Annotated in this window: 10 protein-coding genes and 3 pseudogenes; 8 read left to right on the forward strand and 5 right to left on the reverse strand. The window is 60.8% G+C overall.

Annotated features, from left to right (window positions below; translation table 11 throughout):
• The first annotated feature begins 70 nt into the window (after positions 1-70).
• From AC50X7_RS02240 to AC50X7_RS02250, 3 genes and pseudogenes are all read left to right on the forward strand, one after another.
• Positions 71-238, forward strand: coding sequence for a hypothetical protein (locus tag AC50X7_RS02240; RefSeq protein WP_494977555.1), 168 nt, complete (start codon positions 71-73; stop codon positions 236-238).
• Between the two features lie 445 nt (positions 239-683).
• The gene (locus AC50X7_RS02245; RefSeq protein ID WP_494977556.1) at positions 684-881 is read left to right on the forward strand and encodes a hypothetical protein; all 198 of its coding nucleotides are present in this window, start codon (positions 684-686) and stop codon (positions 879-881) included.
• A 110-nt stretch (positions 882-991) separates the two neighbouring features.
• Positions 992-1,260 (forward strand): annotated as a pseudogene (locus AC50X7_RS02250) (transposase); the annotation flags it as partial.
• Positions 1,261-1,280: 20 nt separating this feature from the next.
• On the opposite strand, the gene AC50X7_RS02255 reads toward AC50X7_RS02250, so the two are convergent.
• Complete coding sequence (locus AC50X7_RS02255) at positions 1,281-1,418, reverse strand: hypothetical protein (protein WP_494977557.1); 138 nt, start codon at positions 1,416-1,418, stop codon at positions 1,281-1,283.
• A 343-nt stretch (positions 1,419-1,761) separates the two neighbouring features.
• On the opposite strand from AC50X7_RS02255, the gene AC50X7_RS02260 reads away from it, so the two are divergent.
• From AC50X7_RS02260 to AC50X7_RS02275, 4 genes and pseudogenes are all read left to right on the forward strand, one after another.
• A complete protein-coding gene (locus AC50X7_RS02260) occupies positions 1,762-3,351 on the forward strand; it encodes an FG-GAP-like repeat-containing protein (protein WP_494977558.1) in 1,590 nt (529 codons plus the stop codon).
• Between the two features lie 30 nt (positions 3,352-3,381).
• Positions 3,382-3,486: pseudogene (locus AC50X7_RS02265) on the forward strand (IS481 family transposase); the annotation flags it as partial.
• A 390-nt stretch (positions 3,487-3,876) separates the two neighbouring features.
• A pseudogene (locus tag AC50X7_RS02270) lies at positions 3,877-4,352 on the forward strand (DDE-type integrase/transposase/recombinase); the annotation flags it as partial.
• Between the two features lie 2,642 nt (positions 4,353-6,994).
• Positions 6,995-7,420: a hypothetical protein gene (locus AC50X7_RS02275; protein ID WP_494977559.1), complete on the forward strand. Its 426-nt coding sequence runs from the start codon at positions 6,995-6,997 to the stop codon at positions 7,418-7,420.
• A 1,211-nt stretch (positions 7,421-8,631) separates the two neighbouring features.
• Here the strand turns inward: AC50X7_RS02275 and AC50X7_RS02280 are convergent.
• The 4 genes from AC50X7_RS02280 to AC50X7_RS02295 all read right to left on the reverse strand — a co-directional run bounded on the left by AC50X7_RS02280 (position 8,632) and on the right by AC50X7_RS02295 (position 12,813).
• Positions 8,632-9,096 (reverse strand): hypothetical protein, encoded by a 465-nt coding sequence (locus AC50X7_RS02280; protein ID WP_494977560.1) that lies wholly within the window; start codon positions 9,094-9,096, stop codon positions 8,632-8,634.
• A 584-nt stretch (positions 9,097-9,680) separates the two neighbouring features.
• Positions 9,681-11,189 (reverse strand): tripartite tricarboxylate transporter permease, encoded by a 1,509-nt coding sequence (locus AC50X7_RS02285; protein ID WP_494977561.1) that lies wholly within the window; start codon positions 11,187-11,189, stop codon positions 9,681-9,683.
• A complete protein-coding gene (locus AC50X7_RS02290) occupies positions 11,189-11,836 on the reverse strand; it encodes a tripartite tricarboxylate transporter TctB family protein (RefSeq protein ID WP_494977562.1) in 648 nt (215 codons plus the stop codon). Before AC50X7_RS02290 ends, AC50X7_RS02285 begins: the two co-directional genes overlap by 1 nt.
• Positions 11,833-12,813, reverse strand: coding sequence for a Bug family tripartite tricarboxylate transporter substrate binding protein (locus AC50X7_RS02295; protein ID WP_494977563.1), 981 nt, complete (start codon positions 12,811-12,813; stop codon positions 11,833-11,835). The genes AC50X7_RS02290 and AC50X7_RS02295 overlap by 4 nt, the downstream gene beginning before the upstream one ends.
• Before the next feature lie 264 nt (positions 12,814-13,077).
• On the opposite strand from AC50X7_RS02295, the gene tcuA reads away from it, so the two are divergent.
• Entirely contained in the window at positions 13,078-14,571 is a 1,494-nt protein-coding gene (tcuA, locus tag AC50X7_RS02300) for an FAD-dependent tricarballylate dehydrogenase TcuA (RefSeq protein WP_494977564.1), read from the forward strand.
• Positions 14,572-14,582: the final 11 nt, after the last annotated feature.

The raw sequence follows: 14,582 nt of genomic DNA on the forward strand, positions 1-14,582 counted from the left end.
TGACGGACGCATAGCCAACGGCTTTGGAAGCAAAGACACCAGCTGCACAAGACAGGAACAGACGATTACCGTGAGGGTCATCCCTCGCGTGATGGCCTACAACCCGGGAACAGCGGTCGTTACGGTCATGCTGCAAACCTGTGACGTCCAGTTCCAGTGCGCCGGCGCTACCTTCACTACCGAAATCCAGCTCGAAGAATCGGGAGGCGCCCAGATTCCTCCGGTAGCCTCCGAGTAACAGGCAATCCCGGAAAGGCGGTCCGTAGCGGCCGAACCGGGTTCAGAACGCACCGTCGTCCTCCTCTTTAACTGCCCTGGGCAGGAATTGAACCTGCGACCTTCCCCTTAGGAGGGGGACGCTGTATGCGCCCGCCCTTGGGGCGTCGTGACACCAGTTCTTTTCCTGGCTTGCTCGCTACCAGCGGGACCAGCAGCTCCACCAGCGAGGGTTCAGTCCGATGGTGCGCATGCCGGCACCAGTCTTCGTCGCCCCGATGGAGTACTGGTTCTGACCGTCCCGTTTCCAGGCCTTGTTTATCCGCGCAGTCGGTGGCTTAGGCAGCAGATCGATGTCAGCCACAGTCAGGGCCCTGCCTCTCCAAATCGAGTGCCAGTTATAACGAGGAAGTTGATGAAGACCTTGTATCGCTCCCCATCCCCTCCAAGATGAGACTTAACTCAGCATGAGTGAGAAACATGGCCTCATCCTCGGCCTTTTCAATATCGGGAAGCTGGACCCCGCGGCAGGGATTGCGGGAGATGTCCCCAGCATCTCCGCGGTGTTCATAGCGGCCGAAATCAGGCCGTGCACATTATGGATGGTCTTGGGTGCCGTGCCCTTTGCCATCATCGACTTCACCCAGTGTGCGATCAGCCGGTAATCCATTTGTCCACCGGCACGTGACCGATGACGGGCCAGTATGCAGGGGACCGCCCCCGGCTTTTTGACGCCTTGACCTAGCGAGCGGGTGCTCGTGGAAGGATGCTGACCATGCCCACGGGTTATGGGGCGGAGTTCCGCCAGGATGTTATTGGTGTGGCCCGCAAGGGCGAGGCGCCGCTAGCGCAATTTGGGAAGGATTTTGGGCTCTGGGTCACGACGCTGGATCGCTATAGCCGAGCGTAAAGAATCCGGCGGGGCCGACAGCCTCGGAGTCGGCCGAGATGCGGGAGTTGAAGAAGCGGAACCGCCTGTTGGAGCAGGAGAACGAGATTCTGCGCCTGTCGGCTGCCTATCTTGCCAGGGACATCAACCCAAAATGATCCTTCTATGGCTTGTGTCAAGCCATGACGGTCTGCAACTGCCGGAAGATGGACCGGCAGACGTGGCGTTTGAGGTTCCGGCGGATTTCACGGTTTGATTTTCCTGTTGCCTTGTTGCGGGCCAGATAGTCCTTGGTTTCGGTGTCGAAGCTCACGCGGGTGCGGACGATGACGACGAAGGCCCTGTTGAGCTAGCAGGCGCCGGAGCGGTTGAGGCGGTGCCGGGTTGTGTTGCCTGAGGACGCCGGGCGCGGGGCGACGCCGTCGACTGCAGCGAATGGCTGGTGGCTGACCTCTCAGGCCAATACATCTAGCTAGCGGCCCGCCGCCCCCCAATCGTAAACTGAGTGAGAGCGAAGGAGCGGCGGCGATGGACGCTGAAGTTCGTCATTTAGAGCTTGAATCCCATGCGCTGGGATCCGGGGGGCTGGTAGCCGTGGCCCTGGGGCGGGACATCCGCAGTTGCCGGCCGGGAGCATCCGAGTGCGGGCGGCCAGTATGACCCGGACATCGGGGATGCGGGCCCTCACGGCCGTGCTCGCGTTCCTCGCACTCCTCCTGGGTTTCGTCCCCGGCGCGCCTTCCGCCCAGGCTGTGTCCCTGAGGGGCCACGACATCTCGTGGCCGCAATGCTCGAGCGCGGCTGGCGGCTTTGGTTTGCCCCTGCCGCCCGCGTCGTCCCAGTTCGTCATCATCGGCCTGACGAAGGGGCTGCCCTTTACCGAGAACCCGTGCCTGGCAAGCCAGGTAGGCTGGGCCAGGACCAACAACAAGCCCGCGCAGGCGTACACCATGGCGTCTTTTCCCACGCCTGCACAGCTCGCCACCTACAGGGCGCAGGGCCCCTGGTCCTCCACCACCCGCGCAGGCCAGCTGTCCAACGTGGGGTACGCCGAAGCGCGGTTCGCCATAGCCAGCCTGGCCCGGGTGGGCTTTGCGCCACGGGTGGTGTGGATCGACGTTGAGCCCCGGCCAGCCCAGCCCTGGCCCACGGCTACCGCAGCCCAGCAGCGCGAAAACCGGTACATCATCGAGGGCATCATGCGCGGCCTGCGGGATGCGAAATTCTCGTACGGCCTCTACTCGTTTGCGTCAGGGTGGGCCAGCATCACCGGCTCGTGGCGGCTGCCAGGGGTCCCGGTGTGGGCAACGGCCGGCAGGCTGGACTATCCCGGCGAGGCGCTGGACCGCTGCCGTCAGCCAAGTTTCTCGGGTGGACGTGTCTACATTTCGCAGTGGTACGACGACACCCGGGACTACGACCTGACCTGCGATCCCTATGCGTTCACGCCTTTGCCCATTCCGGCATCGAGCCTCTCCGGGTCGACCGCGGACTTCAACAGCGACTGGAACACTGACATCCTCGCCCGCCTGCCAGCCACCGGCGAGTTGCGGATGTACCCCGGGAACGGACGCGGAGGCCGGCTCCCCGGCGTGTCCATCGGCAAAGGCTGGAACATTATCAACTCTCTCGAGACGCCGGGCGACTTTAACGGGGACGGCGCGCTGGACGTCCTCGCCCGGGAAACTGCCACCGGCTACCTGTGGCTCTACCGCGGCAACGGCACCGGCGGCTTCCTGTCCCGGGTCCGCATCGGCAACGGCTGGAACATCTTCAGCGCCATCGTCGGCCCCGGCGATTTCAACGGCGACCAGCGCGTCGATGTCCTCGCGAGGGAAACCCGCAACGGGAACCTGTGGCTGTACCGCGGCAACGGCAGCGGCGGCTTCCTGCCCCGGGTTCTCGTCGGCGGTGGCTGGAACATCTTCAGCGCCATCGTCGGCCCAGGGGACATGAACAGCGACGGGGCAGCCGACGTCCTGGCGCGGGAGCGCGCGACGGGTGTCCTGTGGCTGTACCGCGGGAACGGCGCGGGTGGCTGGCTGCCCCGGACCAGGGTGGGCAGCGGATGGAATGTGATGACCGCCGTCGTAAGCCCTGGCGACTTCAACGGCGACCGCCGTCCCGACCTGCTGGCCCGCGACGGTGCCGGCGTGTTGTGGCTCTACCCCGGCAACGGCACCGGCGGCTTCCTCTCGCGGGTCCAGGTGGGTCCGGGCTGGAACGGGCTCTCACCGCTCTTCTGACAGCCCCCGGTTTGATGCGGCTTCACGTCCGCCTTCTGGGACCGCACAAACGTTGCCTTCGCCGCCGCCGGGATCACCGTCCGCCGGGTCGTGACCGACAACGGCTCCTGCTACCGCGCCCAAACTTTCGCGGACCATACACGAAGCAGCTCGCTACTTGTCATTCTGAACTTCATAGTCGCTGGGCCGTTCTCCTGCACTACCAAGTCGCTACCCCGGCTTGTAATGCGAGATTCCCTTCCACACCCAGGTCAAATAAGGACCCTCAAAAGCAGACATACGCGTGGACACTGTCCACACGCCCTGTGGCAGGACAAATCATGCACCCGCAGCTCCCGCTGACGTCTCAGAGGAGCCCCGCAAGAAGAGTTTCTTACCAAAGGGGACTGCCCCCGGTTTTGTTGACTCCTTGACCTCTCGAGTTTGTGCTCGTGGAAAGATGCTGACCATGCCCACGGGTTATGGGGCGGAGTTCCGCCAGGATGTTATTGATGTGGCCCGCAAAGGCGAGACGCCCCACTGCCGGGGAAGCTCTACCTCTGCGCGGTGAAGGATGTCTATTCCGGAAGGATCGTCGGCTACTCGATGGACTCGCGGATGAAGTCCTCGCTTGCCGTCGCCGCCCTGGAGAACGCGGTGCGCTCACGCCACCCCGCAGGAACAGTGGTCCACTCGGACCGCGGGTCCCAGTTCCGCTCTCGGCGCTTCGTCGAATCACTCCGCCACCACGGCCTCACAGGATCGATGGGCAGGGTCGGTGCGTGCGCGGACAACGCCGCGATGGAATCGTTCTTCTCTCTGCTGCAAAAGAACGTCCTGGACCGTCAGCAGTGGCTCACCAGGCAGGACCAGCGCCTGGCCATCACAAACAGGACCTGCGCCTGGCCATCACGACTTGGATCGAGCGGACCTACCACCGCCGGCGGCGGCAAAGACGGCTGGGAAAACTCACGCCCATCGAATATGCAACAAGCAATCGGACCGCGCTCACAGCGGCCTAAGACCCCGAGTGAACAAAAGCCGGGGCAGTCCCCAAGAACAAAACCGGTACCTCTACGCAGGTGCAAACCCCATCAACAACACCGACCCCAGTGGGCTTTGTACGTCAGCTTGTCCGCAACCGCACGCTTAATCGTCTGCCAAGGTGTCTCTCTTAACTGGGCCAACGATGGGATCTACCTCGGCCACACAACCGGAATTGGAGTTCGGGCTGAACTGGGGGCTGGCGTAGCAGGGAGCCTTATTGGAGGATTGGGTGGCTCAGACGTTCCCGCGGTCGAGTGTGCTGGTCTATGGGCTGGCGGTGCTTGGGGAGGCTTCGGGCTGGACACGACGGCCCCTGATGCGTATGGCGGGTTAGGCGCCAGCTTTGGAGGCGGTTACTCGCTCAACTTCACCGACTACTAGAAAATATTCAAGAAAGAGTCTCTGGTGTCCCCTCTCGTACTCTCGGGCCTTGCAGCTTTCTGCGTCGGCTTCCTCCTGTTGGCCGCGGCTGGTCCTATGTCTGGGTTTGCAGCAAAACACCCAATAATACTGGAATCGGAAAGTAATAGAGAACCTTATCGAAGACGTAAACTTTTTATAGTGAGTTTCGTAGCGGGCGCTTGGGTACTCATGGGGGCCGGATTATGTTTGTTTGCCCTGATCACGGGAAATTAAGCTTCTGCAAATGACGGAGTAGAGCAGTTCAACCCAGTGCTAGAGAGGACAATACTAATTTTGCTCAGAAGTTAGGCGGCAGTGGTGGCTGGGTCTGGTTCCTTATTCTCATTTTTTCGGAATCTCGACGATTATTTGGACCCTTAAGGAAGTTTTCCATCTTTACTAGCACCGAGCACGACCCCAGAGAGGTCGTTGAGGGCGTATCCGTAAAATCGCGTGGTGGAAAAGGCAAAGCCTCAGAGGGATGTACAGAAATTGCGGTGAGCATGGATGCTATTCTGTGCATCCGGTGCGGACGGTTGGCATGCCGACATTCATTGGATCGGAATTTTAGGTCGGCACTGATCTCGTCGAAGCGGTCGGCCTCGGCGGGTTGCTAGGCAAAGCTTTTCCATAGTAGATTTGATCAAGGAGCCGTCTTGCTAATACTCGCCACACTGCTCTTAGTCGCGCTAGCTTATGGCGCATTGGCCCTAATTTTTCTTCCTATGTTCGTGCAAGTGAGCTCGACAAGAAACACGTGCCACGAAAGAACTGGATACTTGCCGGCATTTTGGTGGCAACCGGGATTTGTCTTGGGCTCCTCGGGATGCCTGCGCTGAGCGCCTAACCCGGCGACTTCTAGACGTGGGAACCCAAGTGGGATGGGTATATTCACTGCACTCTGTCAATCTGGACCCGTCGGTCCGGCCGCCAATCAGGTAGCTGCTGCCGCACTAATCCGCTCCGGCTTACGCGCGCTCACACCTGTCTCATAACTAACGATGAGTACTCAATTTTTGCCTGAAGGTTGCAAGACATAGTTATGAGAATTGCCCTTGCCACCGCACGTCCAGAATTCCGCCGAAAATCTGTGACCGTGCAGGTGAGGCGCCTGTTCACTCGTTGAGACGTCTCGTTTCCCAAGGGTTACGAGACGGTTTACTGGCTCCATTCGGGGGACCTTCACTGAGCGATAAATCGGGCAGGCCATACGGGCTTCCGGACACCAGCTTTCACCAATGCGAGAGTACGAGGGATTGCGCCCTTCCATCGCCCCCCTTTCGGGGCGTTATGCGGACGGGCCTATTACGGACGTTTTTTTAACGCTCGGGTATGGACGGGCGGATAGCCTGCAACCTTCTTGAGGCATCCCGATTAGTGCGCTCGGTGTTGGCCGCTGTTACGCTGACGGCACTGCTAGCCGTCGGACGGACGCTTGCGTCCACCACGGCAGCCAAACGAGGAAAAATTGGCTCTCATTTGAGGCACAAGAGGTGATGACTTGAGCACCAGAGGGAAGCTGAACCTTACCGATATTGAGGAGACAAAGGATGCGCGCTAGGAAGTTGGGTTTAATTCTTCTCGCTGGCGGGATTGCGCTTTTCGTCATTATCGGCATTAATCAATTCTTCCGGGGTGACCTTCTCAGCAGCGGAATAAATGTTTTGTGCTCCCTTTTGGCCGTAGCGGCCCTCCTTTACGTAAGGAAAGCACCTACCCACTAGCGACTGGACGCTCCCTGACCAGCGTCCCCTTGCCCCTACGGCACTGGCCACCTCCAGCAGCAGTTCGACGGGTACCGTTGCTTCATGCCGCTTCAATCTAAGAACCGACTGACTTTCCAGATGCGGACGTCTGCTCTCGGTCCTGATGGCGCCGTCCTCGACCCTGACGAGCCGACTCTCGACCAGATGGAGTTTTTGGACATTATCGTCGATGGCAAACCGCTAAGGGACACGCTGCACGTCAGTTCGGAGGACGATCGCCCGGCGCAGCACACCACGTTCCTCCGTGAAGCCCGACCCGAACTTGCTATCCCTCAAATCGACCGTTGGTTAGGCAGAATCAACGGAGACTTTGATGAGGGACGCATTGCCCTCTTCGTCTGTTGGTCTGCGCAGGGCCGACAACGATCCCTCCGCGTACCAGCGTTAGCGCGAAGATAGAGTAACCGCATGGAAGCGCCTACTGATATTTGTTCTGAGCAGGTACAAGCGTGATTGAGCTTCCTGCCCTCATTGCGGCACTCTCGAATGTTCTTCCGTCTCATGTTCCGATGACGAAGCGGCCCGATCCGGTGGATCCGCAGGACGTCCTTCTAGAGTGGAGACCGAAAGCCATGGGGGCCAGCATCCTTGATGTTGGTTGGGAAGCCAATGGAGGCGACATCCAGATCGGATTCGGCAATCGGTACTTCGATCTGTATCCCCCGAAGAAGGGCGCACCAGATGGTCGGCTCGAAGACATTCTCGAGTACGCCGAAGCCATCTCTTTGGGTCCGCTCGTCACTTTCAGCGAAACAGAAGGGAGCAGGCGAGTGGAGACGACTGTTTTCGGCTGCCGATCCGGACCGCGGTTCTACAGGGCTCACGGGAGAGCAACTGGTGAGCCGGACATCTACCTTCCTTACGCACCATGGTGACCGAGAACGTGCGTCCTATAGGGGTTCCTGTCCCAACCGGGTGTCTCGAAACTTCTGCGACTCGAAACCCTAGGGTTATGAGACGGCAAGGTACCTCAGTTGAGAGACGCTCAGCGGGAGGCAAATCGGACAGGTCATACGGGCTTCCCGACACCAGCCCTCACCGAGACGAGAATCCAGGGGTTGCGCCCTTCCATCGACCGGCTAACGGGACGTTATGAGGCTTCTATGCGGGATACCTCTTGTCGGACGGTAGGCTAGTCGCCAATTGCTTGGCTGGGCTTTGTTTTGGCCATGGCAATGATTCAATGATGCGGGAACTTTCTGCCGAGCAATTCTGCGTATGGCTTGCTTCATCGATAAGCACTAGGGTTCCGCATATGACGCCTCGGCTCCTCGGGATTGCTCTTCTATGTGTTGGCACGCTCATGGCCCTGATTGCAGTGGTGGGAGTGACGGAACCCAGGCTGGCGCACATCCACTGGGCTTTCCTCATTACGGGATCATGCGGTGCGGTGTTGATGATTTGTGGCTACTTCATCGGAAAACGCAAGAGCTGGGACTGAAACCGAGGCGTCGGAAGGATGCTACGACACGCTGGTTCCCTGCAATGAGGATCCGAGTGTGGAAAAGGCCATTGTGAGCACCGACTTGCCGGACCGAGAAGTTTTGCGAGCGGGTTCTGCAAGATCACCAAGAAAACCTAGGTACGATGCGCCTGACGTAAGGCTGGCTTCCTGCTCGGGCGGAGCAAGGTGTTCGGCCCGTACTGGCAGCGTCCCAAGGCGCATCCAGGATAGGTGTGCCGGCCGGCCCCACGCCTCCAGTGAAACATCCGAGTCCGGTGGGACTGTCTGAATAACGGTGGATCCATGGTTGGCCTGGCACGCCTCACATCCTTTTCTTGAAATAGGTTGCTAATGGGGGCACTGCGATGGCGGCCGCGACAACGAGTCCAACTGTCTGCGGCACAAGCCCTGCCTCTGGAAAGGGTGCTTGCAGTAGAAAAATTACGACAATGCCAGCAATCAAGCCAGAAGCACAAATCAGTATCATCTTTCCGAAGCCTGAATCGTTTGCCGTGTCGGCCTTTCCGATTGTTTGACCGCAGTTACGGCGTACCTGGAGGAATGATTTTGCCGCGGAGGGATGGTCCTAAGAGACCTTATCTAGCTCTTCACTTATGCGCTCAATTTAGTAGAGAGTTCACATCAGACGTATCGAAAAAGCAGGTGAGTTATGGGCATCTCTGCCCTGCCCATGATGTGGGTATCCACCAAGAGAACATGAGCGTCTGGAGGCACCTCATCCCACGCTGCCAACGCAACATTTTTGTCGCTTGCCGCCAGGCGCGGCAGCTCCAAACCGACGTGTAAAGAGCCTGCAACTTGCCGTGCGCTGATTGACAAGCGAGCCTGAAACGGCCTCCGCTCACCAACGGGACCAGTCGGCACGTCCAGCAAAGTTTCTGCCGTGCCTGCAACTGCCACCAGGCTTAAGCTCTCAAGGTCCACCGCTCCTGATCCCAACATGTCTGCATCAGTCCATAACGTGATCCCGCCAGTACTTTCTTGAACGAATGCCATCCCCGTCATCCATGAAGCATTTGCAGCGGCTGTGAATGCTACGACAGCGTGAATGCATTGCACGCTGCTGGATCCAATGAGTATTTGCATCGTTCTCTCCTTGCCCCGTGGGACTGTCAGTCTAAGGGTGGTCCGACGATTGCATTTAGTTGCTTCCTCCTTCGAAGTTAATGGCGAAGGAAGGACACGATGAAACTGACGGCAGCGGATTCGGCTGAGAACAGCCGACCCCTTCTCAAAGCCTGCTTCGGTGTTTCGAAACCTCTGCGCCTCGAAACCCTAGGGATTTGACGGCGGGGCCCTGATAACTCATTAGAGGTTCGTATCTGAGCCACGAAGAGGGCTCGCTAAGGAGTGTCGACGTAAGCGGTAGGTAACCCTGACTGGTGATCGTAGGTCCTCCCATCGGGCAGGTGGTCAGACGACCATGGGGTTCATCTCCACCCTTGTCACCGGTGTTCGACAGCCTAATGCGAGGGACGATCGATGGGGAGTAGAGGAAAGGCCAGGTTGCATACCTTGCGTTAAGAATTTTCGGCCCGACGTCACGTCGTGTCAGCTTGTGGACGTGGAGGCAAGGAGCCTGACCAAGCAACGGTAAAGCCCCTGACCCTCCTGATTGCCGGGGCGGGCGATCAGGAGGGCCAGGGGCTCCCGTCCTTTACTCAGGAGAACTACACTTTGCGCCTGGCGCGGTGGCGGAGGTGCTGGACAGCGCTGAGGACCAGAGCCGCGGCCAGGACCGTGTAGAGGGTGATGGTGATGGGGCTTCCCACCAGGATGCCCAGATCTCCTTCGGAGACCGCGAGTGCACGGCGCAGTTCTGTTTCTGCCATTGGCCCGAGGATCACTGCGATCAGGACGGGTGCCAGGGGGATGTTGTAGCGGCGCATGAGGAATCCGACGAGTCCGATGGCGACGAGTAGCCACAGGTCCAGGATCGCGGAGCTGACTGCGTAGACGCCGAGCATGGAGAAGACTGTGATGCCGGCGTAGAGGTAGTGCTTTGGGATGCTGAGCAGTTTGGCCCAGACGGAGGCGAACGGGATGTTGATCATCACCAGGATCACGAGACCCACGAACAATGATGCCAGCAAGGTCCAGACCAGATCACCGCTTCGCTCGAAGAGCAGGGGGCCGGGCTGCATGCCGTACTGCTGGAAGGCGGCCAGCATGATTGCGGCAGTTGCGGAAACCGGTAGTCCCAGTGCGAGCAGCGCGCCCATGGCGGTGCCAGCGGTGGCGTTGGCTGCGGCTTCCGGAGCTGCGAGGCCGCGGATGGAACCGGTGGTGCCGAACTCCGGATCGTTCCGCCGCTTGGCCAACTGCTTCTCGGTGCCGTAGGCCAGGAAGGTGGGCACTTCCGCGCCGCCGGCGGGGATCAGCCCGAACGGTGCCCCGAAGGCGGTGCCCCGGAGCCACGCCGGCAGGGCCTTTTTGAAGTCGGCCAAGCTCAAGCGGGCGCGGCCGCTGGTTTCAATGTGGGTGGCTACCGGGTCGCGGTGGATGCGTGAGGCGATGTGGAAGACCTCGCCGAGAGCCAGGAGACCGACGGTGATAACGATGACGGAAATTCCGTCGAAGAGCTGAGGCATGCCCAAGGTGTACCGGGCGGTGCCGCTGGGGCCATCAATGCCGACAAGTGCCAGGGCGAGGCCGATCCCGAGGGCTGCGATGCCGCGGATTACGGATTCGGAGACGACGGCGGAGATGGCCAGGAAGGCGAAGACCGCCAGGGCGAAGTACTCGGCCGGGCCGAAGATCGTGGCCATTTTGACCAGGGTGGGGGCAAAGAAGACCACCAGGGTGGTGGCTATGAGGCCGCCGATGAAAGCTCCGATGGCGCAGGTGGCCAGGGCCTTGGCGGCTTGGCCGCTTTTGGCCATCCGGTGTCCCTCGAAGGTGGACGCGATGGCGGATGAGTGGCCGGGAGTATTGAGCAGGATCCCGGAGGTGGAGTCGCCGAAGAGGCCGCCGAAGTAGATGCCGGCGAACATGATGAAGGCCGCGGTCGGTTCGAGTGAGAAGGTCACGGGGAGCAGTAGTGCTACGGCCATGGCGGAGCCGAGTCCGGGCAGGACGCCGACGGCGGTGCCGAGCAGGGCGCCGATCAGTACCCAGAGGAGGTTGATGGGGGTCAGTGCGCTGGCGAAGCCGCCCATTAGGAGTTCGAGTTGTTCCATTAGAGGATCCCTCCTATGAAGCCGGAGGGCAGGCTGAGGCCCAGCCCGGCGCCGAAGGCCAGTTGAATGATTGAGGAGAACAGCAGGCCCACGCCGATGTCGAAGTACCGTCGGTGGCTGCCGAGGGCGTAGGCGACGATCCAGAACAGCATCGTTGCGCTGATGATCCAGCCGAGGGGTTCCAGCAGAGCGACGAAGGCCACGACGCCGGACAGCATCAGGCCTACCGTCCGCCAGTCCGAGTACGTCTTCCAGGTGTTGGCAGGGCCCTGGGGTTGAGCATCGTCATACGCTTCGTCTTCTTGCTTTCCCAGGTGCCCGAGGTCGTGGAGCATGTCCGCGGAGAACTGTCCGTGTCCGGGGTGGATGGAGTTGTCCGGGACCTTCGGTGAGCGAAGGATCTGGATGGCCAGCAGGGTGGCCACGAGGTAGAGGACGATGCACACGATGATGGGGAAGAACTGCGGTCCGGGGGCTGATTTGCCCTGGACGTTCATGGTCGCGGTGCCGATGGTGAGGAAGATGGCCACGGCGTAGAGCACGGCGACGACAGCGAATTCGCTGCGTCCTGTTCCGAAGCGGCGCTTGGGTTTGCCGTGGGGTTCCATGGCGGAGCCTGCTGCCGGCTGGTTCTGGGTGAGGCTCATAGGCCGAGGTCCTTTACGATTTCTTGGGCCGTTGCAACTTCGTTGGTGATGAACTGTTCGAATTCTTCGCCGGTGGCGAAGGTGTCCGTCCAGTTGTTGCGCTTCAGGGCTTCTTGCCAGTGGGCGCTGCTGCGCATCTCGGTGATGATGTTGATGAATTCCGCTTTCGCTTCGTCCGTGGTTCCGGGTGCTGCGACGAATCCGCGCCAGTTGGACATCGCCGCGTCGACGCCCTGTTCCTTGAAGGTGGGCACGTCCACGCCCTCGAGCCGCTCTGCGGAGGAGATGGCCAGGGCACGCAGGGTTCCCGCTTCGATCTGGTCGCTGACTTCGTTGTAGCCGGACATGCCGGCGGCCGTGGTGTGGGACAGGAGGGAAGTCAGTGCTTCGCCGCCGCCGGAGTAGGCGATGTAGTTCACGTCCTGGGGATCCATGCCCACGGTCTTGGCCACCATGGCGCTGAGGAGATGGTCGATTGAGCCCAGGGATCCGCCGCCGATCGAGGTTCCGCCGGGATCTTTCTTCCAGGCGTCCAGGAAGTCATCCAGGGTTTTGAACTTGGAGTCGGCCGGAACCACGAGGGCTGCGTAGTCATCAGCGAGCCGGGCGATGGGAACAACGTCGGCCATTGATTCCGGGTTGTCTCCGAGTTCGATGGCCCCCACCATCACCCCGCCGGTGACCAGGAGGGCGTCTTCGCGCCCCGGGGTCTGGACGAACTGGCTCAGGCCGATGGTTCCGCCAGCCCCGGGCACGTTGACGACCTGGGCGTTGTTGACCACGCCGCCGCTCTTGAGCGCCTGCTGTCCTTCGCGGGCAAAACCGTCCCAGCCGCCACCCGGTGCTGCCGGGGCGATCAGGGTGAGCTTGTTCCGGGCCGTGCTGGTTCCGCCGGCTGTTCCGGCGTTCAGGAACGCCAGGGCGGCCAGGACTGCCACGACCAGGCCGAAAACGGCATTTCGTAGGGGATTCTTCATGGTTCTCGTTCCGTAACGACGTTGTTGGGCGGGGCGAAAGTACTCTGCCGGGGCTAGAGCCTCAGCCGTATGCCGGTGCTCCCATGTTTAGGGCATCCACCGTGGGATACTGCTGTACACAATGAAATACATTTATACCTGTGATCGCAGTCACCGGCAAATCGCTCTGTGATGACCACCGTGCTCAGTCTGTGACAACCATCTTGCGCTAATTGAATACGTTTGTATACAGTTGGATTCATCAATCCAGTGAAAGGACAGCCAATGTCTATCGGTAATGGAGCCGGACCCCAGAGTGCGGACAGCGTTGACGTGATCGTGGTGGGCGGAGGAAACGCCGGATTCACGGCCGCGCACGCCGCCGCCGTGCGGGGACGAAAAGTGGTCCTGCTGGAAAAGGGTGAGAAGGACATGGCCGGGGGCAACAGCTTCTACACGGCCGGCGCCACCCGCATCGTCCACAATGGTCTCGATGATTTGCAGGGCTTGGTGGAGCCGGATGAGCGGCATGGCCGCACCGTTGTTCCCCCCTACAGTGCTGAAGAATACGCCTCGGACCTGGAGAAGGTCACCGGGGGCCGGAACGACCCCGCGCTGACGGAGGTTTTGATCGCGGAGAGCCAGTCCACCCTCCGGTGGCTGAACACCCTGGGCCTGAAGTACCGGCTGATGTACGAGCGTCAGGCCTATGAGCGCGCAGACGGTTCCTACCTCTTCTGGGGCGGCCTGCACGTGGGCAACGTAGGCGGTGGTGAGGGCCTGATCGAGGATCACACCAGGGTTGCTGGCGAGCTGGGCATCGATGTCCGCTACGGCCACTCGGCGCAAAGCCTCATCCTCGAGAAAGGACGCGTTGCCGGCGTCGTAGTCAAAACCGCTGACGGCGAGCAGCGCCTGAGGGCAGAGTCCGTGATCCTCACCGCCGGCGGCTTCGAGTCCGACCCCCAGTGGAGGCGGGAGCACCTGGGCGAGGGCTGGGAAAACGCCAAGGTCCGGGGGACCCCGTACAACACCGGCGACATGATCGCCGCAGCCCTGGCGATCGGCGCGACCAAGGGGGGCGACTGGAGCACCTGCCACAGCGTCCAGTGGGACGCCTTCACGGCAACCAACGAGAGCAACCGCGAACTCACCAACAGGCTGACCAGGCAGAGCTACCCGCTGGGCATCATCGTCAACACCGACGGCAAACGATTCCTGGACGAGGGCGCGGACTTCAGGAACTACACCTACGCCAAGTACGGCAAGGAAATCCTCAAGCAGCCCGGCTCAGTGGCCTACCAGATCTTCGACGCAACCCTGCGCCCGATGCTCCGCAGCGAGGAATACGACATGCCCGGCATCTCCGTGGAGGTCGCCGACACCATCGAGGAACTGGCCGCCAAAATCGGCCTGAACCCGGAGAGCCTGTCCAAGACCGTCACGGACTTCAACAATTCCATCGACCGCTCCGTCCCGTTCGATCCCACCATCAAGGACGGCCGGGCAGCGGCGACCGAGCCGGTCAAGAGCAACTGGGCCGCCCCCATCGAAACCGGACCCTTCTACGCCTACGGCGTCACCTGCGGGATCACCTTCACGTTCGGCGGCATCAAGTCAGACACCCACGGCCGCGTCCTGGACACCAACGGCAAGCACATCGAAGGACTCTTCGTGGCCGGCGAAATGCTCGGCGGACTCTTCAGCACCAACTACCCGGGCGGCACCGGACTTGCAGCGGGCTGCGTCTTCGGGCGGCGGGCCGGCGTTCTGGCGTAAAGTTCGATTCG

The organism is Pseudarthrobacter sp. Hb11 (genome assembly GCF_059383655.1).

What these genes read in the sequence shown, in the direction of transcription:
- AC50X7_RS02285 (WP_494977561.1), bottom strand. Translation starts at nt 11,189, where the DNA reads ATGGAACAACTCGAACTCCTAATGGGCGGCTTCGCCAGCGCACTGACC.
- AC50X7_RS02295 (WP_494977563.1), bottom strand. Translation starts at nt 12,813, where the DNA reads ATGAAGAATCCCCTACGAAATGCCGTTTTCGGCCTGGTCGTGGCAGTC.
- AC50X7_RS02245 (WP_494977556.1), top strand. Translation starts at nt 684, where the DNA reads ATGAGTGAGAAACATGGCCTCATCCTCGGCCTTTTCAATATCGGGAAG.
- AC50X7_RS02290 (WP_494977562.1), bottom strand. Translation starts at nt 11,836, where the DNA reads ATGAGCCTCACCCAGAACCAGCCGGCAGCAGGCTCCGCCATGGAACCC.
- AC50X7_RS02260 (WP_494977558.1), top strand. Translation starts at nt 1,762, where the DNA reads ATGACCCGGACATCGGGGATGCGGGCCCTCACGGCCGTGCTCGCGTTC.
- AC50X7_RS02280 (WP_494977560.1), bottom strand. Translation starts at nt 9,096, where the DNA reads ATGCAAATACTCATTGGATCCAGCAGCGTGCAATGCATTCACGCTGTC.
- tcuA (WP_494977564.1), top strand. Translation starts at nt 13,078, where the DNA reads ATGTCTATCGGTAATGGAGCCGGACCCCAGAGTGCGGACAGCGTTGAC.